This is a genomic window from Halobacillus sp. A1 (genome assembly GCF_024189295.1).
Lineage (GTDB): Bacteria > Bacillota > Bacilli > Bacillales > Halobacillaceae > Halobacillus_A.
In genome coordinates this window covers 49,393-71,095 of sequence record NZ_JAIZEN010000013.1, presented here as the reverse complement: position 1 = coordinate 71,095, position 21,703 = coordinate 49,393, and the positions used below count along the sequence as shown (strand labels likewise).

Below are 21,703 nucleotides of genomic sequence, written 5' to 3'. Positions count from 1 at the left end.
CGTCTATTTTGCGAAAATTGAAGCTTCTTCCCCAATCTTTGCGTCCTTCTCATATTTTTCCTGGATTTTTCTCGTCACTGGACCCGGTCTGCCTTCTTTCACTTTTTTCCCATCAACTTCAATGATCGGCATCACTTCAGCTGTACTGCTTGATAAGAAAAGTTCATCAGCAAATTGAATATCCTCGATCCGGAAAGATTCCTCTATGAATGGAATGCCTTCCTCTTTGCAAAACTGTTCCACTTTCATCCTTACACATCCGTGAAGTATATTTTTCTTTGCGGGATGGGTGTAGACCTTCCCATCTTTTACAAAATAGGCATTGGACGAACTGCACTCTGTCACTTCCCCATCTTTATGCAAGATCGCTTCAAAACAGCCGGCTTCACTGGCTTCCTGTTTCGCTATCACATTGGGCAGCAGGTTCAAACTTTTGATATAGCACCAGTCCCAGCGAACATCTGGCTGAGTAATGGTTGATACACCCTCTCGCATAAGGTCTTCTTTTCTAGGTAAGTCCTGGACATAGGCATATAAGTTCGCGTCTGTACTTATAGGGAAAGCATGATCACGAGGAGCTGATCCTCTTGTAATCTGCAGGTATACTTTGGCGTCTGTATTAATTTTATTTTTTTGAAGAAGTTCATCTAACTGGTGATAAAAATCCTGCTTTGTGAAAGGCATTTTGATTTTTACAGCTTCCGCTGATCGAAATAACCTTTCCACATGCTCTTCAATTAAATAATACCGTCCTTTATATACACGGATGACTTCATAAATTCCATCACCGAATTGTAATCCTCTCTCTTCAAACGGATAATTCAAATCGTTCTTATGAACAAAATCTTTCTGGGTCAGCACATATTCATATACACTCATCGCACGGCCTCCTAAGCTTTTCTGTTTAACGACTAGTTTACCAAAAAATCTAATTTTAATGGATGAATTAGTTAAATCAAATCAATATCATACCATATACCTAGAAAAGGCCATCCATTATGTGGATAGCCTTTACTGTAATACTTATAAATACTTTTTCTGAACCCTTTTTCCTCCGTAACTAAACGCTACATCTCTATCTTCTACTCTCGTTTCCATGTGTACTGGACGTCCCCACAGCTGGTATAGATAAGGAAGCGTTTTTTCCAAATAAGTCAAGTCCAGTTCTACATCCTCGTAATGGTGTTTTAAATAAAGCTCACCACTCTTCATGTAATCTCCGTCTTCCACTGTGATATATGGAAAGCCTCCATTCACTCTCATCGTCACAAGCTGATCACGAACAGCTTCGTGATCTTTATCTGTTATTTTATATTTTTGTCCTTGTTTTTGGAATAAGTACATATCTTCTTCGCGAACAAGTTCTTTCGTCAAATAGTTTCTTATGAAGCTCTGATCGGACTCTACTTCCCGGACTTCAAACATTTTCTCTCGGCCAGACCCAGGTTTTATACCGTGGCGTATCATCTCCTCTGTTGGATGATCATAGCGTTTTTCTATATCCTCAAATATTTTCAAACCTAGGTAATAGGGGTTCAATTGGGTTTTGGATGGCTGGACGACACTCGCGTTCAGCTTAGCAAAATCAATCGACTCCCCACTCGTCAAATCCATTTCTCTGATGATTCTTGCATGCCAGAATGAGGCCCAGCCTTCGTTCATAATTTTCGTTTCCAATTGCGGCCAGAAATAAAGCATTTCCTCTCTCATCATCGTAAGAATATCGCATTGCCAGTCATCGAGCTCTCGACTGAATTGTTCGATGAATAAAAGAATATCTTTTTCAGGTTGAGGAGGGAATTTTTTACTTTTCTTAAACGTAGGCTCATCAGGGGATTCGCCTATTGTCCAAATATCATCGTATGGTGTACGCTTCTTCTTTATTTGTTCCTCTGGTTGATCAGGCTGCCACGAAAGCTTAGGACGGACGAGAGACGGGTCTATATGCTCCTGAATAGCTAAAACAGCATCCAAAAATGATTCCACTTCTTGTTTTCCATGCTTCTTTTCATAAGCGGCAATTCTCTCAGCTGTAGCTGCCATGCTCTCCACCATATCACGCTTCGTATTTTGGAAACGAGCATTATTTTTAAAGAAATCACAATGAGCCAGCACATGAGCTACAATCAGCTTGTTCTGGATCAAACTGTTGGAATTCAATAAAAATGCGTAACAAGGATTAGAGTTGATCACGAGCTCATAAATCTTACTTAAACCCAAGTCGTACTGGAGTTTCATCTTGTAATACTGCTTTCCAAAGCTCCAATGGGAAAAACGCGTAGGCATTCCGTAAGCACCAAATGTATAGATAATGTCATCAGGACAAATTTCATAATGCATAGGATAGAAATCGAGACCAAACCCGATGGCGATTTCCGTAATCTCTTGAATAGCCCGTTCTAAATTCAGTTGTTCTTCCGCTCTCAAAGTGCCCCCTCCTTTAATATACATAGTTATCTATATGACGAAATGCTATATAAATGAACTACATGGAGGCAATTTTCGATAAGTATACAAAAAGTCAGGGTCCTCTAATTTAGAGAATCCTGACTGCTGCTCAGCTATTTTCGTTTGGGAATACCCGATCAACCATTTCTCCAAATTCACGGAAAAATCCTTCCACAGGTTCTCCTTCTTCCACGTCCTCTGCATATTGATTAGAGAGGTCGACAAAATCAGGATTGGTTGTAATATAAACATTCTCAATATCTTGATCTGAGTCTTTAACAATTTTTGTGATTTGTTTTTCAGCTTCATCAGAAACTTCTTCAGAGTCTCCATTTTGATTATTCAAAACTGCCGCAACATAAGCATTATCACGAGTTTTCAAAACATATGCGTCTTTCACTCCGTCTACGTCTTTTGCAATACGGTCAGCTGCTTTTTCTGCTACATGATAGTTGGTGTTATGTCGCATACCTCTGTCGTTATCATATTGATTGTTGTTAGTGCTTTCACTGTTATCCTGGTCAGCTGTTCTTTCAAATCTTGTATTTTCTACTCCATCATAATTGCCATCATTGGGGCTTGATTCTTGTTCAGCTTGACAAGCTGTTAACGTAAAAGCTGCCAGTAATCCAAACATTACTGCTTTTATTTTCGTTTTCATGTTCATCCCTCCTTCCGTTCTTAACGGTAGTATGTGTAAGGAGAAATGATTTATTCGAAAAGGAATTTACGGCAGTAACTTTCTTTTAAAATCGGTAAAAAAATTCTGATAAAAGTATAGGATTGTTTTTAGTTACTTGTTAATCTAAAGCTCCCTTTAGTGGAAGGCTCAGGTTCGAGATATTCAGGAAGTTTTAAAACTAAAATGCTATAACCAGAGCATTTTAGTTTAACGCTCCTATGAAAGTTCTTATCCAGGCGATTTCGAGAAAGCACATCTATAGTGAAGGGCGGCGGAAACGTTGGTACAAGAGATTTTTTTGCTTCTCTTTTCTTAGTTCCGTCTCTTAATATAAGTTAGGTGGTTTTAGGAATGGGCGAGACTCCTGTGGGATGAGAGTGAATGGTGAGATCAAGGAAGGCGACAGCCTGAGGAAGCTCACCGCACTCCCACGGAAAGCGAGTCCATTCCTAAAACCACCTTCCACTTATCATGTTGACGGAACAGCAGATACCCTACAGGAAAGCGAGTAGCTTCCCAACCACACCAGACTCTCATTACAGCCACGAACCCTGGCTATCTCGAAACTGAGTCTTAAAGTATCCTGCCAGTTAGTTAAAGAACAATCTTTTACTAACACTAAACTTTCTCCATTTTCAAACTATAGTATCCACATCAAATTAATTTTTATTTAAGGGCCACGAAACAAAGTAATAAAAAAGCCTCCCGAAGAAGGCTTTACGATTGAAAGGGTAGAACCCACCATATATGTAGAGCAATCATGTATAAAAGCAGAATCGAATGAAAAAATAAGAAAAAAGCCGGTAGTAACTTAAATAGTCCTTCTAAATAATGATAACTGCGTTTTATAAAAAACATTCCAGCAATAATGGTTATATAGAAAGGGAAAAACCAAAGCCCTTTCAAAGTACTCGATGCATTTACTCCCGCTTCATGCCCGATCGCGAAAACAAGCCAAGGCGTCATATAGCTGATAATAGATATAGCTAACCACCTTAAATCTTTTTTTCTGTAAATGATTGCGGCTATTGCAAAGCCAAGTGCTGCTAAACCGATGATTTCCGTTAAAACTACAAAAGCTGTGTGACCTCTAGTGATTAAGCTTAAGACAAAAAATAGCCCAAATGCAAAAACACCACCTAAATTAATCCAAACCCACTGCCTTGCACTCATGAACCTACGACTCCTTCCATTTTCCTGAAGAATCTAATCAGACGTTATTTATTCCTTTTTCCTAATTGTCGATATTTCCATTAATGTGAGGAACTCTCTGTTTTCTTGGTACCCTCCATGGAGATAATAAAAACACTCCTTACTTTAAGGAAGTGACCTAATGTACCAAGACGACTATGAAAAAGCTTTGAACTTTATGATCTGGGGTCAATGGGACGACTTACTCGTCCTCATGGTAAGGACCAATGATCATTTTTTAGCCAAAAAGATCGAATCTTTTTTGCACGCTTACCATTACCCCGACTCTGAAGCGTCTCTATATGTAACACATGAAAATTTATTACATTATATAGACCATGCACAAGCTGCGACACAACCGACTCTTTATGTATAAATACGCCACCCCGCCTAAATGAACTGGCGCGGTGGCTTTTCTTACGTTCTTTCTGGTTTGAATTCTGTGTTGACGTTAAATGAAAGGTCGAACAAATCTCTGCGGCGGTCATGGAGCTGCCTTACAGTTCCAGACTTTCTTTGTCTCCTTAATATTTCTAAATCAACGTCTCCAACAACAACAGATTCGACGTTAGCATTGCACTCTCCCACAATACCATCTCTTGCGAATTCAAAGTCAGAGGGCGTAAATATGCCGGACTGAGCATACTGAATATCCATGTTTTCGACTTGCGTCATATTACCTACGGTACCAGCAATTACTGTATAGACCTGGTTTTCTATTGCACGAGCCTGCGCACAATATCTCACCCGTAAATATCCCTGCCTGTCATCTGTACAGAAAGGTACGAAAATTATATTTGCGCCTTGGTCTACGGCATATCGTGCAAGTTCCGGAAATTGAATATCATAACAAATTTGAATGGCTATTTTTCCACAATCCGTATCAAAAACCTTCACAGCATCTCCTGGCTGAATCCCCCACCAAGTCCGCTCATTTGGCGTGATATGAATTTTATATTGTTTTTCAATAGTGCCGTCCCGTCGAAACAGATAGGATATATTGTAAATCTGATCATTCTCTTCGACGAAATGAGAGCCACCGATAATATTAACATTATATTTCACAGCTAAATGAGTAAACATTTCAATGTACTCTTCTGTATATTCAGATAGTCTCCTCACGGATTTCGAAGGAACTTTCTCTTCTAAAAAGGACATAAGCTGAGTCGTAAAAATTTCCGGAAATACAGCAAAGTCAGAGCCATAATCCGCCGCAACATCCACATAATATTCACACTGACGGCTGAATTCTTCAAAGGTATCAATATTTTTCATCATATATTGAATCACCATGATGCGGACAGGATGACTTGTCTTAAAATGACGTTTCGTACGTGCCCTATAGTCTATATTGTTCCATTCCATTAACGTAGCATATTTAGAAGAAAGTTTGTCATCGGGTAAATAATTTGGATTGATTCTCATTACCGTAAACCCATTCATAATTTGAAAAGTCAGGACAGGGTCATAAATATTCTGATTGCGAACTTCTTCAACGTATTCTCTTGGTGATAATTCATTCTCATGCTTGTGGTAATTGGGAATTCTCCCTCCGATGATTACACTTTTCAAATTGTATTCTCTAGCTAAATCCTTACGCGCTTCATACAATCTTCTCCCAATTTTCATGCCGCGAAAATCAGGATGAACCATTACTTCAATCCCATAAAGATTATACCCGTCAGGATCATGATTCGTAATATAACCTTCATCCGTAATATCATCCCATGTATGCTTATCATCATATTCATCAAAGTTGACGATTAAACTTGAACAACTGCCTATAATATCCCCATCATACTCCACGACAAACTGTCCTTCAGGGAAAAGACGCAAATGGCTTTCAATATGCTTTCTTTTCCAAGGTTCCATATTAGGAAAACATTTTTTCTGCAACTCAAATAATTGATCAATATCTCCATCCTGCGTATTACGTACGATCATTTTTTTCTCAAATTGAGATAAATCAATCTTAGACATCACGGATTTCCTTTCTAAATCAAAGTGTTCACTCTTCTCTATCCTACTTAATCCACTTAGCTATTGTCTAGCTCTCTATAAGAGTTCATCGGAATTTCTTCACATACCATTTTATGGCGTCGTTCCATTTGCTGTTGAACAGCTTTTCCCGCCAATACAAGTCCGCTGTCTGAGATACAACGTTGTTTCTGGCAGGATACGGGTGGATGACATTGGATAAAGTCTGAAACTTCTTGTTCAAAGCTTGCAAAGTGCCTATTTCCTGCATCCATTCCCCGGCTCCAGCACCTATGGCATGGGCACCTACTATTTTTCCTTTTTCCGTAGTCATCACTTTTACGAGTCCATTCTTATTCCTCTCAGCCATAAAACGGTCAGCGTCCTTAAGCTTCGTTTTAAAGGTTAACAGCTGATCACCGTACTTTTCATTGGCCTCCTCTTCAGTTAGACCTAGATGATAAATTTCAGGAGATGTATAAACGACCCAGGGAATTTTATTGTATGATACTTTTCGTGATAACCCTAGCACAGCATTCGATACAGCGATTTTCCCTTCCATTCCAGCTACATGTGTAAAAGGCATCGAACCGTTGCAGTCACCGACAGCATAAATATGTGATTGATGAGTTCTTAACGTTTCATCGACCTCAATAGCTCCACTTTTTGCCTGAACTCCTGCTTTATTCAATTCAAGCGTTCCCACATTCGGTTTTCTGCCTACAGCAACAAGTAAGTGAGAACCTTCCACTTGTTCTATTCGATTACCTTGTTGGTACTGCACATGAATTTGCCCTCCTGATTTTTCTACTTTGTTTACCTTCGCTTCAGTTACAAATTCAATATGCTCCGAAAGTATCTGTTGGGCTGATTGTGCAATTTCAATATCTTCTTTTGAAAGTAGATACTCAGAGTTCTCGACGACCGTCACTTTCACCCCTAAATGTGCCATCGCATTGGCTAACTCTAAACCAATAATTCCTCCTCCGATAACCATAAGATGCCCTGGCCTTTCCTTTAATGAGAAAATGGATTCATTGGTCAAATATTCCACATCTTCAATTCCTTCAATAGAAGGGACCGCTGGTGAAGAACCAGTAGCAATTACAATACGTTTCGCAGTAATTGTACGATCGCCAATTTTCAGGGTATGATTGTCTGCAAATTGTGCGGACGCTTCATAAATGTCGACTCCCATATCTATAAATCGTTGTTTTGAATCATGGGACTGAACGTCGGCAACAGCCTCGCTAACTTTATTCATAGCTTTTTTAAAAAGGAGATCGTATTGGTTTGAAGTAAGTTCAGTCTGTTCAGAAGCTACCTGCACTTCGGATGCAGCTTGTATTAATGCCTTAGACGGCATACAGCCATAGTGAAGACAGTCCCCGCCGAGCTCATCCTTTCGCTCAATCAGAGCAACTGAAGCGCCGAAACTTGCCGCACCTGCTGCCACAGTAAGTCCGCCGGATCCCCCGCCTATAACGGCTATTTGGTAATCATATTTCATTAATTCTTCTCCTCTTCAATCCAATTGTAGTAGTGCTCAGAAAACTCTTCCATCCTTTTGCGATTAACACCGAGGTCTGAATAACCTGTTCTTGAAGCCGATCGAAAATGAATCAAGCCGGAGGAATCATCTAAATAGAACTCCACATCATCTTTAAATTTCAACAATTTAGAAGTAAAAACTACATGAATATAGTCATCTGTTTCATCTTTTATCGTTGATCTTCCCATCTTGGCTATAATTGATTTAATGGCCGTCTTGGTCGTATCTTTTGATTGAACAAAAGGCAGTGGTTCCATTAATTTATCCCGTTGATCTGTATTTGTAGATACACAATTAGGGGACTTTGGACACGGGGCTAATTCCCCGTCTTTTACTCCTAAGTAATTCTTATTCATAATCAGTTCCTCCTTCATCCTTCCCTAGTATATTCACTATTTCCTTCATTAAAAAACACTTCCATAGGTTTGGAAGTGTCATTCTTTGAATAAAGTCCATTATTTCTTTTTTTCGTTGCCGTTATTATTACCATTGTTGTTGTTTTTATCTTTCTTCTGCTTTTCATTTGTTGGACTTTTATCTCTTTTGTCGTTGCCTTCGTTTTTGTCTTTCTCTTTGGTTTTACCTTTATCCTTAACTTTGCTTTTATTTTTATCTTTGTCCCTGTCTTGGTCTTTACCAGCTTTGCTTTTATCTTTTTTCTTGTCTTTATCTTTACCAGCTTTAATTTTATCTTTGTCCTTATCTTGATCTTTATCAGTTTTGCTTTTATCTTTTTTCTTGTCTTGGTCTTTATCAGCTTTGCCTTTTTCATTGTTCTTTGAATATGACTTGTCTGTTTTATTTTCATCCTTCTTTGAAGGGAGATTATTTTTCTTTTCAGATTGTTTATCTACCGTATCCGTTCGGCTTTTTGCTTTCTTTTCAAGTTTGTGGTTACCCTTCTCTTCACTATTACTATTGGACAAAGGACGCTTTTTTGACTGCTTATCATTATTGGGGGTTTTTTCTTTCCCTGCCGTCCCTGGAGTTACCTGATCTTTATCTGGCTTATCTGGGGGATTCGTTTCAGAGTATTTCACCTGAGCGGAAGGCTGGGGAACTGAATGTGGATGTTGATCAGGAGCACCTTCAGAATCGTTAACTGGAATTTGTGATGATTCGTCCGATTCTAGTTTTTGACTATCGTCTGAGCCTTTTTCTTTTTCAGGATGTAGTGACTCACCATCATTGTAAAAAGCTTGAATTATTGCGCGATCCTCATTTTCAATGACCCCTGAATCGAGGTGAAATTTGTCGTTCTCCCCGTCGAGGGATTCTGCCATTAATTTATTAACTGAAGTATTTTCCTGTTCAGCCCTTTGATGAACGGTATTAGGCACATTATAAGAGGCTAGCATCAATCCCTCTAACTCATTGTTCAAGAAAACTTCAATTTCATTAGATAAATCAAAGTCGCCTTCCTTTATGTAACTTACCCCTATCAATACTTCTCGGCCAAGCTTCATATATCCCTCATTCTGACTAATAGAAATCATCTCGAGTGCTATTTCAGCTACTGGTTTATTTTTCCATCCATCAAGTTTCGAGACTAATTTTTCTGCATCATCGTTTAACGACTGAATGTCTAACACTTCCATGTCACTGTTGACTTCCAGTTCCACGCTTGGGTTGATATCAACGCTGACATAAGCGAACGCTTTATTATCCTCAAACCAATAGAATGTAGGGAATAACGTAAGAAGGAAAGCCATAGTGACAGCAGCAAATCTTGTTCTATGGAGAAAAAAGGTTTGCTTGATTTTAGACGCATGAAGTGGCTGAAAATGAACTTCCATTCCAACTTCTGCGCGTTTCAAACGTTTTGCTTTATGAAATAAACCATCGTGAGTCATAATGATGGTGTATTTCTTGCTTTGCTCCATGACAATACCTTTTCTCACATACCCACCCCCTTCAAATATTCTTTTAGATAAATGTAGTCCCCGTCTAGGATGAGTACCATGGCGATAATGAATTTACGATTACGTTCCAGCGTCTTTTTACTGACCTCTACCTTCTGAATCAATTCCTTCATAGGCAGACGCCCTTTCAAAAGCACGGTTTCCTTTAAATTTTCATCATTGAAAACGATGCGGGCGACTTGAATCGCAGATTCCCTAGCGTCCACATGTTTTGGAGAGGATATGGTCAATTCTTCAAACGTCAAATTATACTTTTGAAGCTGAGACTGAAATTCCTTAATTTCCTCTCTCCTGTACCACGATTCAGTTTCCAGCACATAGCGATCTTTGGCTGCTTGGATTTCAGATGGATTCTCCATTTGTTCATCATCTATATATTCTTCATCCAAGGATACGACTTTTGGTTTCTTCTGCTCGTTACGGATATAGTCGATGACTTTGCGCTTGATCACCAACTTGGCAAAAGATAAAAAAGAACATCCTTTCTCACAAGAATATGCATGGATCGCCTCATTAAAGGCGGATAAGCCGATACTGAATTCATCATCTCTATCAGGGTCTATATATCGTTTACATACTTCAGATACACTTTTGGCGATAAAAGGTTGATACTGTATCAGAATTTCATTTTTTGCTTCTTCGTCTCCCTCTTTAGCCGCAGTAACTCTATCATCAAGGGAGGCATCATCACTTCTTAACAGGCGTTTAATCAACCTTTATCACCTCCGGCCACTCATATATTTTCGGGTTTCTCTTTTATTCTATGGGCGTTTTTTTCAAAAAAGTTTCATTTTAGTTACAATTGTGTATCAACCGATGCAACTGAAGTACTCTTATCTAATTGTATAAGGAGAGTGAGTATTGGTAATTTATCAAGCAAACCAATTTTACTTAATAACCACCAATAATTCCACCACACTCTATTTACATTTTGTTAAATAATCATTTCAAAACACAGGACTTATAACCTACATATTTCCTAATAGGCGTTTTATCCTTAACTAACCAATTATAACTAGTTCTTTGTACTCATAAAAGGCGATAAAGTTTATTTCATGACTATTTAGGTTAAACCTCCATTGATTAATCAATTTCCAGGAGGTGAAAATTATGAAAGCTTTATTGTTGAACTGCAGTCTTGAAAAAGGTCATAACGAAACTGAAACTGAAACACTGTTGAATAAATCAGCATTGGTCTTCCAAAAAGAACAAGTAGATATCGAAAGGGTCCATTTACGTGATTTCCAAATTACTTTTGGCATTACCAGTAATCTGGACGGCAATGATGACTGGCCATTTATTTTCAAAAAAATATGCGAAGCAGATATCATCTTGTTCGCGACACCGATCACACTTGGTGAGAAAAGCAGCATAGCAACTTTAATCATTGAACGATTACAAGGTTATCATGACATGAAAAATAAGAAAGGACAGCAGTTATTCTACAACAAAGTAGGAGGAGTCATTGCTGTCGAACAAGGTGAAGGCGGAGCCAGGTTAGCTGTACAATCAATCATTTACAGTTTATCAATGCTCGGGTTTACCATTCCACCTCATTCCAGCACGATATGCAGCGATCCTTATGATACAGACTCAACCGCACAAACAGGACAAAAGGTGTTTCGCATGTGTTCAAATTTAATTAACTTCGCGGAGATTTTTGACTTCAGCCCCATCCCTTTGATCGAAGATACCTCACAAGTTTAAACCCTGACCCTTCTCCATTCCTTTATACCAGTCATTAAGAAGCTGGAGGCCACCTGGTTACATCAGGAGGCCTCCAGCTTTTCATAATAGTAATCAATCGGGACAGCTAAGCCCACTCTTCCATGTTCATCCTCACGTAATGTTGCGAACACAACAGCGATGACTTCTCCTTCTTCATTAATTACCGGACTGCCTGAGTTCCCTCTGTAAACTGGAGCATCAAGCATAAGAACCGGCTCTTCCCAATTTTTCAATTCAATATAATCTATAATCGTCCCCTCGTTAGCCACCCCTGTAAAACTCAAGGGGTTCCCTATGAATGAAAAAGGTTCGGATTCCTCAAAAGATGTTTCATCCGCCAAATCTAGTGAAGGAAATCCACCTCCCTCAACCTGCAGGATGGCCAGGTCAATATCCGGGAAAGATTCTACAACTTCAGCTTGATATAAACCTTCTTCCTGAAAGCCTACTGAAATTCTTCTTTCTCCTTCAATTACATGGTGATTAGTAAGTATTGTCCCGTCATCGCTTATCGAAAAGCCCGTTCCTTTACTCTCTCCCGCATCAACGACTACGATAGATCTCTTAAATTCTTTTATATCGTCATCTGTCGAAAGTTTAGCAGAGGTTATGAGAAAATCAACCGCCGGAATGGAAAAAGTGTTAGGCAGAACTGCTACGATGTTCATGACCATCATAAAGGCGATAAGGTAAAATATCCACTTAGGAAAAGGCCTTTTTTCTTTCGGGCTTTGTTTTTCTCTTCTTGCTTTTTCTAACGCTTCTCTTCTTTCAGCCTGAACGAGCTCATACATTTCTTCCTCATCAATTTCTTCATACAAATCATCATCAATGATATCTTTTCGTTCATCATCATACTTGCTCATGTTTACACCTCTAAAATTCTGTAAATCAAGAAACCACTATATCGCTGGCTGTTTCATAGCGCCTTGCTGCATTTTATACATCTGATGATATCTGCCGCCTGATTCGATAAGTGAAGTATGTGTTCCTTGTTCAATAATTGTACCATGCTCAAGTACAAATATTTGATCGGCTTGTTGGATTGTTGATAGTCTATGAGCAATAATAAGCGTGGTTCTCCCCTTTTTTAATACGTCTAAAGCATTCTGAATTAATTGTTCAGTTTCCGTATCAATATTTGCCGTCGCTTCATCCAAAATAAGTATAGCAGGGTCAAAAGCCAAAGCACGGGCAAATGATATCAACTGTCTCTCTCCCATAGATAAGGATGCGCCATTTTCCTTCAAAACCGTGTCATATTGATCGGGCAGTTTTTCAATAAAGCGGTCGGCACCTACTGCTTGTAAAGCCTTTATCGCCATTTCCCGGGAAATCATTTCATCGTTCATTGTCACATTCGACAGAATGCTGCCAGAAAAGATAAAGGGATCTTGCAATACAATTCCCATGTGACTTCTCAACTGCTGTCTTGACCATTCGATGATTGGCCGCTCATCAATCTTGATCGTTCCCTTTTCGTGATCATAGAAACGAAATAACAAGTTCATGATGGAGCTTTTACCTGAACCTGTATGGCCTACAAATGCAGCAGTTTCTCCCGGCTGCACTTCAAAATTAATATCTTTTAACACATACTCTCCTTTCTTATAAGCGAATGACACGCCTTCAAATTTAATGAGGCCCTTATATCGTGAAAGAGGTTCAGTTTTCACATCTTCTCCATTCTCACTCATCAATTCAAATACTCTGCCGGCAGCTACACGCGCCTGTTCTAATAGCGGCAGTTGGTTGACAAGGTCAGTAACGGGCTGGAATAAACGGTTTAAATAATCAACAAAGGCATATAACACGCCTACTGTTACAAGCCCTTCAGCTCCAAGCGCTCCTGACCCGAAGTACCAAATAAATAATACAAATGCTAAATTTCTTATGACATTCACTAAATTAAAAGAGGTTAAAGCGCTTAGTCTGACGAGCTTTCTTTGATACGTAAAATGAGTGGAGTTCAGCTTTTCGAAATCCTGTGATGTGTGCTTCTCTTGTTGAAACGCCTGGATGATCGGCATTCCTTGAATAGACTCGTTTATGCTGCCATTCATATCGCTTACAGTAGAGCGGACCACAGTATTGTACTTGCCTCCGTAATGTTTATATACTCTCATCCACAGAAGAATGATAGGTATGACCAATAAACAATATAAGGCCAGCTGAACATCTAAGAGAAAGAGAGCAATATAAATTCCAGCCATGTAAAAAAAGCTTGTTACAAATGTTGCTAATACTTTTACATACAGCTCTCTTATCGCTTCAGTATCGTTAGTGATTCTTGCCACAATCTTCCCTGCTGGCTGGTCCACAAAATAGTTGATAGGAAGCCTCTGAATATGATGGAATAAGTCATCTCGCATCTTACGGATGATACGATTCGACGTTTTCTGTAAAACATACGTGTAAACGAATTGGAAACCTGCTGCCACTAATAATATCACTACATAAATAGCAAGCAGCCAATATATTGAGGTCTGTTCAGGCTGGAAGAAGCGATACAGTTCATTCAATGATAGTTTACGGACTTCGGCAGTAGTCGTTTTATCACTGGTTTCGATTACTACATTTCCACCTTCAATCGAACGAGTGCCCGTAAACGGTATTTCTTCCTCTGTAAAATAATAGCTGCGTCCCACTTGTATAATTGCAGCAGTTCCCAGTATGTCTTCTCCGCTGTTCATTCTATCCTCTCTTTTATAGAGGTTATCATTATAAGAGACGGTGTAACTATCCTGTACTTCTACTTCGTGCCACTGATCCTCTATCCCCACGATGTGCTCATCAATCAATCGTTTAGCGATGAAAGGTCCTGTCAGTTCTAGAGCGACGGCGATAATCAAACATATAAGCCCAATCAGAATTTTATTTTTATAGGTTAAGGCGTAATGAAGCAGTTTCCTTTCAGTCGATGGGTTTTTCATCAATCACCCACCCCCTTATTCTCCAATTGCTGGTGCATATACTGAGTTCGATACCAGCCATTTTGTTTCATTAAGTTTTCATGTGTTCCTTCTTCAATAATTCTACCCTCATCAAGCACAATGATGTGATCAGCATGTGTAACAGCTGACAATCGATGGGCAGCAATCCAAGTAGTTTTTCCATAACGCTCTTTACGAAGGTTTTCGATGATATTCGCTTCTGTTTTTCCATCTACCGCTGACATCGAATCGTCAAGCAGTAGAATTTCAGGATTCATAATAAAGGCTCGAGCTATAGAAACCCTTTGTTTCTGCCCGCCGGATAGCGTAACTCCGCTTTCACCCACCGTTGTATCCAGACCTCTTGGCAGTGCTTTAATATCCTCTAGAAAATAAGCAAGTTCCATCACTTTGTAAATCTCTTCATCGGTTGCATCCACTTTTCCGAACTGAATATTTTCACGAATCGTTTTTGAGAATAACACTTGGTCCTGGGGAACGTACCCGATCCATGAACGACTTACTTCAAGGTCAATATCTTCTAACTTTACATCACTGATTGTCAGGGATCCTTGTACACCGGAGTATTCTCTTAAAAGCTGCCGCAGCAAAGTCGTTTTCCCAGCTCCTGTTTTACCGACGATACCGAGTGTCTGCCCTTGCTTTACGGTTAAATGAATACCTTTTAAAGCACAGGTTTCTGACCCGGGGTATTGGAAATGAACATCTCTAAACTTAATGACCTCTGGTTTACTTACTTGGACAGGGGTCTCAGGAGATTTCACATCAGGTTTTTGGTCCAAAGTTTCGGTGACTCGATCCAACGAAGCGTTCCCTCGCTGCATTACATTGATCAATTCGCCTACCGCAAACATTGGCCAGATCAACATTCCTAAATAAACATTAAAGGATACCATTTCGCCTAGTGTAATCACATTCTGAAATACGAGGGCAGAGCCGTAACCGAGCCCGATCGTGTATGAGAATCCTACTAATACCGTAATCGTCGGTTCAAATAAAGCATCTACTTTAGCCACCTGAACATTTTTTTCGTAAACTCCGTCCGTCATTTGGTTGAAGGAACGCTCGTCGTTTTCTTCTTGAACAAAGGCTCGAATGACTCTTACCCCGCGAACAGACTCTAGAACATTATTGTTCAAATCACCAAATGCCTCTTGAGCCTCCAAGAATCGCATATGAATGACCTTTCCATATTTATTCATAATATAGGCCATGACCGGCAAAGGTAATAATGCTGCCAACGTCAATTTAAAGCTGATCGTAAACCCCATCATGGCAATAATCAGAATCATGAAGATGGTCGAGTCAACTAGAGTCAGCACACCAAACCCTGCCGTCATCGTCAAGGCTTTTAGGTCATTGGTACATCGAGCCATCAAATCCCCTGTTTTATTATTTTGAAAAAATCTCGGAGTCATTTTCAAAAAGTGGTCCATCAGATTTGAACGCATCCGTCTTTCAAGCGTAGCTGCTCCACTGAATAATGTGTAATCCCACAAATAGGAAAGCGTATAGCTTACTATGATAATTGAGCCATATATCACTAAAATTTCTGTCAGCCTATCCCACGTAAGAGAATTGAACTGCATTTCATCTATGGCCATCCCTACGAGTTTAGGCGGAATTAAATCAATCGCACTTACAACAATGAGTGCGGAAATCGCAAACGTGTACTTTTTCCAATATTCCTTAAAAAACCATCCCAGTTTGAATAACACACTAAACATTCCTCATCACCCTTCCCCAAACAGCTCCCGCTAGCCGCTTTCTTTCCAATCATCATTCTTTGCTCCAGTACTTTGTAAATGTTCCATATCAACATACCTCCCATGTTTTTTCTAATCTTAATGTAGTTGTATTTTAAAGCGGTTTCACCCGCGAAAACACAAAAAAGCATACGTGCGTGACGTATGCATTGAAACGAACATATTACGGCCACGGACATACGTGACCCTTTTCACCTTACATGAAGAAATACTTAATCAAGGCCGTCTGGTCACGAGTGCTATGAAATTAAGGTTGATTAATGCAACTTTCTTATTCATGCTCGTGACCTCCTTTTCTTAATGATTATTAATTATATAGTTTTCGGAAAATTATTGCAACGGGATTTTTGCATATTACAAATTAAAAGTGCCTTCACTTACAAAAATAAGCAAAGCCAGCACAACGACGATCACACTTACAAATAGGATGGATAGAGGTCTGGAAACATTGGCTCTTTGGACCTCCCTCCACTGTACAGGTCGGATTCCACTGATCGAAAAAATAATGACAGCTGCTAATAGAATAGACATGATATTGACCGTAACCAGTAGAAACGCTCCATAAGCAAGGTCCCATTCCATACTTCCTATTGAAATTCCTAAAGCTACGCTTGGAGGCAGTAAAGCTACAGCGACCATCACCCCTACTAAATTTCCTGACAGGCGGTTTATGAAAGCTAATGCTCCGGCCGCTCCAGAGGCAACGCCGAGAATAATATCTATTGGAGTGACTACCGTCCGGCTTAAATATTGATTTGTAGTCAGTTCAAGACTCGAAAATAATACGAACAGTATGGAAATGGCGACAACAATAACTACTCCTAACAGAGAAGTTATCAGAGATTTCGACAGTACTTTATAATCACCTAATACGGAAGAAAATGCAACGGCAATCACAGGACCGATCATGGGCGCAATCACCATCGCCCCAATGACCACGGCTTCGCTGTCTTTAAGGAATCCGACAGTCGCTACTATTGCCGATAGGATGATAAGCAATAAATAGTTCCATGTCGTTTTACTGTTCTTTTTTATGGAAGCTAGAAGCTCATGCCGGCTTAATCTTTGAAGCTTTACGTTCTGTTCTTCTTTTTTCTCAGCTTTAATCGTTTCATTAGAAAAATAAGCCCTTACCGGAAACAAAACCGTTTCAAACCCTTTTACACTGTGTGAAATTCCTTCTAAATCATTCAGAATGTCTTCCACGTTACCCTTTTTTGAAAGTATCCTGAATAACGATCTTCCATCTGTCTGTATTTCCACCCAGCACGATTCATAGGTATAAGAGTTCAATTGATCACGGAAAAATTCAAGGTGGGTTGGAGGAACATGAACTTCAACTAATTGTAAACTCATGGCATCCGCTCTATTCTATGTGTATTATGCGTAGAATGCCCTTGTCCTTTTGATTTGATTCGTGGAACAGCTGGAATCGTTTAAGCTTCTCTTTCTATAATGAAATACCCATGCCCGTTATTTTCAAATCTACGTTCACTTCTACCAGTACTTCAGAATATTGTTCTTCCCACACTTGTTTATCAAAATTTCTCATTCGATTTTTATATATATTTCCTAATCCTATAGGATCCGTTTCATTATCTTTAAACAGTTCTATCATTTCTTCTGCTTTCGATTGATAGTATGTGGAAAATTCTTCTTCTAATTTATTTATGCGAGTGGGATTTTTCTGACTTTCTACTCCCGTCTCCTTCATTTCATTTATGAATCCTTTCATTGTTATATTTACGAAGAATCGAGGTACATCCCCGGTCTTCTTCACTTGATAGGAAGTATTTGAATCTGTAATTTCCATCCCTACACGCCCATCTTCTGTTTGAATCGTCTGGCTTCCTTTTTCTACTTTTTCTTTTAACAACTTCAAGATAAGCGTATCTTCAGCAGGTATGACAGCAACTTGGGAAGCTTCTTTAAATATAGATATACCTGAAACTTCAATATGACTGTTCTTCTTTTTTAAATAAGGCAGGTAGCCATCAAGACCATCAGCATAATAGGCATATAAGAAATAATGCAGATTCGTCTTAGGAAGATTCTGATCTATATTATTTTCAATAATACCCTTCAAATATTTTGCTGTCGTTTCATTTTGATTATACTCCCCTTCAATCAATTTCTGCGTATCACCGTCAACGATTCCTAAATAGATATTTCTCCCGATTCGAGGGTCGCGGCTTAGGATGTCCATAAATTCCGTAATCCCCCGGCTTGCTAAATCTTCATTATACAGATTCACTTCAAGCTTACCCATAGAAAGCGGCTTGGAAGATTCGTTTTGAATTTGAATGTCAAATTCCTTCAATGATTCGGTTTCTACCGTTAAATTTAATTCCTCTACTGTTCTTGCTGATTCCTCCCCGTACTGGGGTATCCCTACTGTACCCTTGATACGATTCTCATCGATGTAATCATAGCCTGAAATTTGTACAATAGCCCTGTCCTCGACACTATCGATATTGTTACAACCCGCTGCGAATATTAAGCATAATACGCTTAAAAGTTTACCTCTCATGACGTGTCCTCACTTCATACATAATCTTCGACAGTAAGAAAATCACCGGAATATACAAAAGCACATAAAAACCTACATCATTTGCAAAAACATTCAACTGCTCAACTCGCTGACGATCATCAAATAATAAAATAAGAATATACAGCGCTACACAAAACAATCCGACAGTGATTTTTTGATTAATATTGAATAACCGTCTTGGTATTCGGCTGGCTCCCCATAAAGCCAAACAAACATTAGGTACGATTACGTACATCCATAATGCGATACCGATATATTCAAATCGTTCAATAAAAGGAAATTCTACGATTTTCCATAAAGAAATCGTTCCCCACGTCACGTACTGAAGCTGCTCTTCACTGAAATATAGAAAAGCTGTTAGAGCTGTCGCTAAATAGATTAAGACAGTATAAAAAACTGCAAAATGCGCCCACTTCTTTGAAGCTTGCGGATTTTTGATAAACGGATAGAATATCAGCAGTAATTCAATCCCTAAAAAGCTTAAAATTCCATCCTTTGTGGATCTGGTCAAATCTAAAATAGTGTGATCGATAGCCGGATATAAATAATTAAAGTTCCCGACCATGATCGGGAAGAATTTGAGCAGAAGTAACGGAATCGTCAAGATGACACTGATTAAGCAAAACCCAGTAACCAGTCGGAAACCTCCAACGACAAGATAATAAATGAGAAGCAGAAACACGAAGGAGAAGATTTTTAAGTTGAGGCTCGGAAACATCCATACTTGGATGACTTCAATAAATGTACGTAAAACAGTCAATGCCAGAAGCAAGAAATAGACACTCAACACAATGCTGAGCATTCCTCCTACATATTTACCGAAGCACTGTTGATGGATTGCAACAATATCACCCCCGCCCGTCTGAAGGGATTGATAAACCATCCATAGTAATATGTGGATAAATACGCCGGAAATCAAGATCGATATCCACGAGTCAAACCCTGAATACCTAGAAATATAGCTTTCAAACCCTAAAATCCCCACCCCCACCTGCATAGAATGGATAATAAAGAACACGAGCATCGGAGTAATCAGAAACTTGTCAGGAACATGAACACTTGTGATGTTATCAATCTTATTCATCTATATCCCTTCTCTCCGAAACATGCTCTTTATTAAAGCGCCTGGAAGTCTCAGGGCGGGTCTGCAGTGGACGCTCCGACTGTTTACTAAATGGCAGACGAATGAAAGCATCTCTGAGGTCACGAAACCTCAGGGGGTATAAGGGTGCAAAAAAAGGCCTTCCTATCGAAGTAAGTTTAATCAAATGACCTATATAGAACATCATGACCATGGCTACGCCGACTAATCCCCACATTTGAGCACCAATCAGGAAAGGAAAGCGGATCAACCGGATCGTGTTACCAATTTGATAGACTGGGGTTGTAAAGGATGCTAGTGCAGCGAGGGCTACGATAATTAACAGTACGTTACTCGTAAGACCCGCATCTACTGCAGCTGTACCAATTACAATTCCTCCTACAATACCGATCGTCTGACCGATTTTGGTAGGCAGCCTCGCCCCTGCTTCCCGCAATAGCTCAATGGTCAATTCTAAGATGATAACTTCAAGTATTGGTGGAAAAGGGATGTCTGCTCTTGAAGCTACAATGGTAGACATGAGTTCTTCTGGAATCATTTCGTGGTGGTAAGTCAAAATCGCTACATACAACGGAGTACTCAACACCGAGAAAAACACAGCGAATAAACGGATCAGCCGAAAGGCAGTCGCGAGGTGCCACGGAAGAAAATAGTCATCGGAAGCTGAAAAGAATTCTACAATGGTCGTTGGGCATGTAAGTACATGTGGCGATCCATCTACTACAATTGCGATTTTACCTTCCACCAGCACCTCAACTACCCTGTCCGGTCTTTCTGTATCCAATAATTGAGGGAAGGGTGAAGTGGAGTTGTCCGATATCATTTGAGAAATGAAAGAACTATCAATGATTTGATCATAATCAATATTTTTTAATCGCTGGAATACCGTTTGTATATTATCCTCATCGGCAATGCCATCAATATACACCACACCTACTCGAGTTTGAGTAATACTCCCCATTTTCAATTCCCTGAAGGTAAGCTGAGAAATTGGCAGCCGCTTTCTCATGAGACTCATATTTGTGTCTATGGATTCTACAAATGCTTCTTTTGGCCCGACCACACTGAATTCTACTTCTGGAATGGAAACTTTTCTGCCTTCATACTTAGAGGCAGGTACGCAAAGCACCTTTTGGTCTGCACTCTTTTCCTGCACAATAATATAACCGGTCATCACATTTTCTTCGATTTTCTTTGTATCTTCTGTTACTCGGATGTTATCCACAGGGAGCTTATCTTTCATATCTTCAAGTGATTGAAGTTCATGCTGCTTTAAAACAGGAAGAAGTGTATCATTTATTATTTTGTCATCGCACATTGTAGACACATACGAAATCACCCATCCGCTGGCACCCACTTTATAACGCTTAAAATCGTTAGAATGCTCTAATGTGTCAAATAACGTTTGCACCGTTTGTTCGGACGATAATGACTGAAAACGATCTATGTTCTTCTCTTGTTCCTTTTTCTTCGGTCTCCACATGAGAAAACTCCTTCACCCAGCAAGTGTTCTTAAAAGATTAGCGGGAGTTTATTTGTTTAATATTCTTAACAAAACGCTGTTTTTTATTCGATTTATGGAAAGGATAGGAGCAAAGGAGGTTGGTTAATTGGTACTCGCTTATATTGTTCCTTTCGTGCTGCTGGCCTGCTTCTTCCTATCTATACTTTTTCTTATGGAAGGGCTGGCTAAGTTATTTTTGATGCTCTATCTTGTATTGATCTTATTCCTTCCTTTCATACTGATTTATAAAGAAGATACTGCTGACCAACGGAACGACGCACCCAAAAAAAGCAAATAAAAAACCGCCCAGCATGAATACTGAGCGG

Annotated in this window: 19 protein-coding genes; 3 read left to right on the top strand and 16 right to left on the bottom strand. The window is 39.4% G+C overall.

Features of this window, described 5'->3' with window-relative positions; all coding sequences use genetic code 11:
- Window positions 1-3: 3 nt before the first annotated feature.
- The 4 genes from dat to LF817_RS13945 form a co-directional block, all read right to left on the bottom strand.
- On the bottom strand, window positions 4-879 hold the full coding sequence (gene dat / locus LF817_RS13960) for a D-amino-acid transaminase (RefSeq protein WP_253936417.1): 876 nt from the start codon (window positions 877-879) through the stop codon (window positions 4-6).
- Between the two features lie 144 nt (window positions 880-1,023).
- Window positions 1,024-2,427, bottom strand: coding sequence for a SpoVR family protein (locus tag LF817_RS13955; protein WP_253936416.1), 1,404 nt, complete (start codon window positions 2,425-2,427; stop codon window positions 1,024-1,026).
- A gap of 130 nt (window positions 2,428-2,557) precedes the next feature.
- Window positions 2,558-3,109 (bottom strand): YhcN/YlaJ family sporulation lipoprotein, encoded by a 552-nt coding sequence (locus LF817_RS13950; RefSeq protein WP_253936415.1) that lies wholly within the window; start codon window positions 3,107-3,109, stop codon window positions 2,558-2,560.
- A 738-nt stretch (window positions 3,110-3,847) separates the two neighbouring features.
- Complete coding sequence (locus tag LF817_RS13945; protein ID WP_253936414.1) at window positions 3,848-4,303, bottom strand: hypothetical protein; 456 nt, start codon at window positions 4,301-4,303, stop codon at window positions 3,848-3,850.
- Between the two features lie 160 nt (window positions 4,304-4,463).
- Between LF817_RS13945 and LF817_RS13940 the strand changes: the two genes are divergently transcribed.
- Entirely contained in the window at window positions 4,464-4,697 is a 234-nt protein-coding gene (locus LF817_RS13940; protein WP_253936413.1) for a YhdB family protein, read from the top strand.
- Between the two features lie 41 nt (window positions 4,698-4,738).
- Here LF817_RS13940 and LF817_RS13935 read toward each other — a convergent pair whose 3' ends face one another.
- The 5 genes from LF817_RS13935 to sigI all read right to left on the bottom strand — a co-directional run bounded on the left by LF817_RS13935 (window position 4,739) and on the right by sigI (window position 10,485).
- A complete protein-coding gene (locus LF817_RS13935; protein WP_253936412.1) occupies window positions 4,739-6,301 on the bottom strand; it encodes a bifunctional GNAT family N-acetyltransferase/carbon-nitrogen hydrolase family protein in 1,563 nt (520 codons plus the stop codon).
- A gap of 85 nt (window positions 6,302-6,386) precedes the next feature.
- Window positions 6,387-7,808 carry a dihydrolipoyl dehydrogenase family protein gene (locus LF817_RS13930; RefSeq protein ID WP_253936411.1) on the bottom strand — a complete coding sequence of 474 codons (1,422 nt, stop codon included), beginning with the start codon at window positions 7,806-7,808 and terminating at the stop codon, window positions 6,387-6,389.
- A complete protein-coding gene (locus LF817_RS13925; protein WP_253936410.1) occupies window positions 7,808-8,206 on the bottom strand; it encodes a DUF1499 domain-containing protein in 399 nt (132 codons plus the stop codon). Before LF817_RS13925 ends, LF817_RS13930 begins: the two co-directional genes overlap by 1 nt.
- Window positions 8,207-8,305: 99 nt before the next feature.
- On the bottom strand, window positions 8,306-9,751 hold the full coding sequence (locus LF817_RS13920; protein ID WP_253936409.1) for an anti-sigma factor domain-containing protein: 1,446 nt from the start codon (window positions 9,749-9,751) through the stop codon (window positions 8,306-8,308).
- Complete coding sequence (sigI, locus tag LF817_RS13915; protein ID WP_253936408.1) at window positions 9,748-10,485, bottom strand: RNA polymerase sigma-I factor; 738 nt, start codon at window positions 10,483-10,485, stop codon at window positions 9,748-9,750. Before sigI ends, LF817_RS13920 begins: the two co-directional genes overlap by 4 nt.
- 397 nt (window positions 10,486-10,882) lie before the next feature.
- On the opposite strand from sigI, the gene LF817_RS13910 reads away from it, so the two are divergent.
- Complete coding sequence (locus LF817_RS13910; protein WP_253936407.1) at window positions 10,883-11,479, top strand: flavodoxin family protein; 597 nt, start codon at window positions 10,883-10,885, stop codon at window positions 11,477-11,479.
- Between the two features lie 62 nt (window positions 11,480-11,541).
- Here the strand turns inward: LF817_RS13910 and LF817_RS13905 are convergent, their stop codons facing one another.
- The 7 genes from LF817_RS13905 to LF817_RS13875 all read right to left on the bottom strand — a co-directional run bounded on the left by LF817_RS13905 (window position 11,542) and on the right by LF817_RS13875 (window position 21,356).
- Window positions 11,542-12,366 carry a S1C family serine protease gene (locus LF817_RS13905; RefSeq protein ID WP_253936406.1) on the bottom strand — a complete coding sequence of 275 codons (825 nt, stop codon included), beginning with the start codon at window positions 12,364-12,366 and terminating at the stop codon, window positions 11,542-11,544.
- A gap of 36 nt (window positions 12,367-12,402) precedes the next feature.
- Window positions 12,403-14,433, bottom strand: a complete 2,031-nt coding sequence (locus LF817_RS13900; protein WP_253936454.1) for an ABC transporter ATP-binding protein — start codon at window positions 14,431-14,433, stop codon at window positions 12,403-12,405.
- Window positions 14,433-16,181 carry an ABC transporter ATP-binding protein gene (locus LF817_RS13895; RefSeq protein WP_253936405.1) on the bottom strand — a complete coding sequence of 583 codons (1,749 nt, stop codon included), beginning with the start codon at window positions 16,179-16,181 and terminating at the stop codon, window positions 14,433-14,435. The genes LF817_RS13900 and LF817_RS13895 overlap by 1 nt, the downstream gene beginning before the upstream one ends.
- 393 nt (window positions 16,182-16,574) lie before the next feature.
- Complete coding sequence (locus tag LF817_RS13890; RefSeq protein WP_253936404.1) at window positions 16,575-17,576, bottom strand: TIGR00341 family protein; 1,002 nt, start codon at window positions 17,574-17,576, stop codon at window positions 16,575-16,577.
- A gap of 94 nt (window positions 17,577-17,670) precedes the next feature.
- Window positions 17,671-18,750 carry a Ger(x)C family spore germination protein gene (locus LF817_RS13885; RefSeq protein ID WP_253936403.1) on the bottom strand — a complete coding sequence of 360 codons (1,080 nt, stop codon included), beginning with the start codon at window positions 18,748-18,750 and terminating at the stop codon, window positions 17,671-17,673.
- Complete coding sequence (locus LF817_RS13880) at window positions 18,740-19,855, bottom strand: GerAB/ArcD/ProY family transporter (RefSeq protein ID WP_253936402.1); 1,116 nt, start codon at window positions 19,853-19,855, stop codon at window positions 18,740-18,742. Before LF817_RS13880 ends, LF817_RS13885 begins: the two co-directional genes overlap by 11 nt.
- Window positions 19,848-21,356 carry a spore germination protein gene (locus LF817_RS13875; RefSeq protein WP_253936401.1) on the bottom strand — a complete coding sequence of 503 codons (1,509 nt, stop codon included), beginning with the start codon at window positions 21,354-21,356 and terminating at the stop codon, window positions 19,848-19,850. The genes LF817_RS13880 and LF817_RS13875 overlap by 8 nt, the downstream gene beginning before the upstream one ends.
- 127 nt (window positions 21,357-21,483) lie before the next feature.
- Between LF817_RS13875 and LF817_RS13870 the strand changes: the two genes are divergently transcribed.
- Window positions 21,484-21,675 carry a hypothetical protein gene (locus tag LF817_RS13870; RefSeq protein ID WP_253936400.1) on the top strand — a complete coding sequence of 64 codons (192 nt, stop codon included), beginning with the start codon at window positions 21,484-21,486 and terminating at the stop codon, window positions 21,673-21,675.
- Window positions 21,676-21,703: the final 28 nt, after the last annotated feature.

Bases quoted from the DNA above. Each gene is read 5' to 3' on its own strand.
- dat (WP_253936417.1), bottom strand. From the start codon at position 879: ATGAGTGTATATGAATATGTGCTGACCCAGAAAGATTTTGTTCATAAG.
- LF817_RS13950 (WP_253936415.1), bottom strand. From the start codon at position 3,109: ATGAAAACGAAAATAAAAGCAGTAATGTTTGGATTACTGGCAGCTTTT.
- LF817_RS13945 (WP_253936414.1), bottom strand. From the start codon at position 4,303: ATGAGTGCAAGGCAGTGGGTTTGGATTAATTTAGGTGGTGTTTTTGCA.
- LF817_RS13940 (WP_253936413.1), top strand. From the start codon at position 4,464: ATGTACCAAGACGACTATGAAAAAGCTTTGAACTTTATGATCTGGGGT.
- LF817_RS13935 (WP_253936412.1), bottom strand. From the start codon at position 6,301: ATGTCTAAGATTGATTTATCTCAATTTGAGAAAAAAATGATCGTACGT.
- LF817_RS13930 (WP_253936411.1), bottom strand. From the start codon at position 7,808: ATGAAATATGATTACCAAATAGCCGTTATAGGCGGGGGATCCGGCGGA.
- LF817_RS13925 (WP_253936410.1), bottom strand. From the start codon at position 8,206: ATGAATAAGAATTACTTAGGAGTAAAAGACGGGGAATTAGCCCCGTGT.
- LF817_RS13910 (WP_253936407.1), top strand. From the start codon at position 10,883: ATGAAAGCTTTATTGTTGAACTGCAGTCTTGAAAAAGGTCATAACGAA.
- LF817_RS13905 (WP_253936406.1), bottom strand. From the start codon at position 12,366: ATGAGCAAGTATGATGATGAACGAAAAGATATCATTGATGATGATTTG.
- LF817_RS13900 (WP_253936454.1), bottom strand. From the start codon at position 14,433: ATGAAAAACCCATCGACTGAAAGGAAACTGCTTCATTACGCCTTAACC.
- LF817_RS13895 (WP_253936405.1), bottom strand. From the start codon at position 16,181: ATGTTTAGTGTGTTATTCAAACTGGGATGGTTTTTTAAGGAATATTGG.
- LF817_RS13890 (WP_253936404.1), bottom strand. From the start codon at position 17,576: ATGAGTTTACAATTAGTTGAAGTTCATGTTCCTCCAACCCACCTTGAA.
- LF817_RS13885 (WP_253936403.1), bottom strand. From the start codon at position 18,750: ATGAGAGGTAAACTTTTAAGCGTATTATGCTTAATATTCGCAGCGGGT.
- LF817_RS13880 (WP_253936402.1), bottom strand. From the start codon at position 19,855: ATGAATAAGATTGATAACATCACAAGTGTTCATGTTCCTGACAAGTTT.
- LF817_RS13875 (WP_253936401.1), bottom strand. From the start codon at position 21,356: ATGTGGAGACCGAAGAAAAAGGAACAAGAGAAGAACATAGATCGTTTT.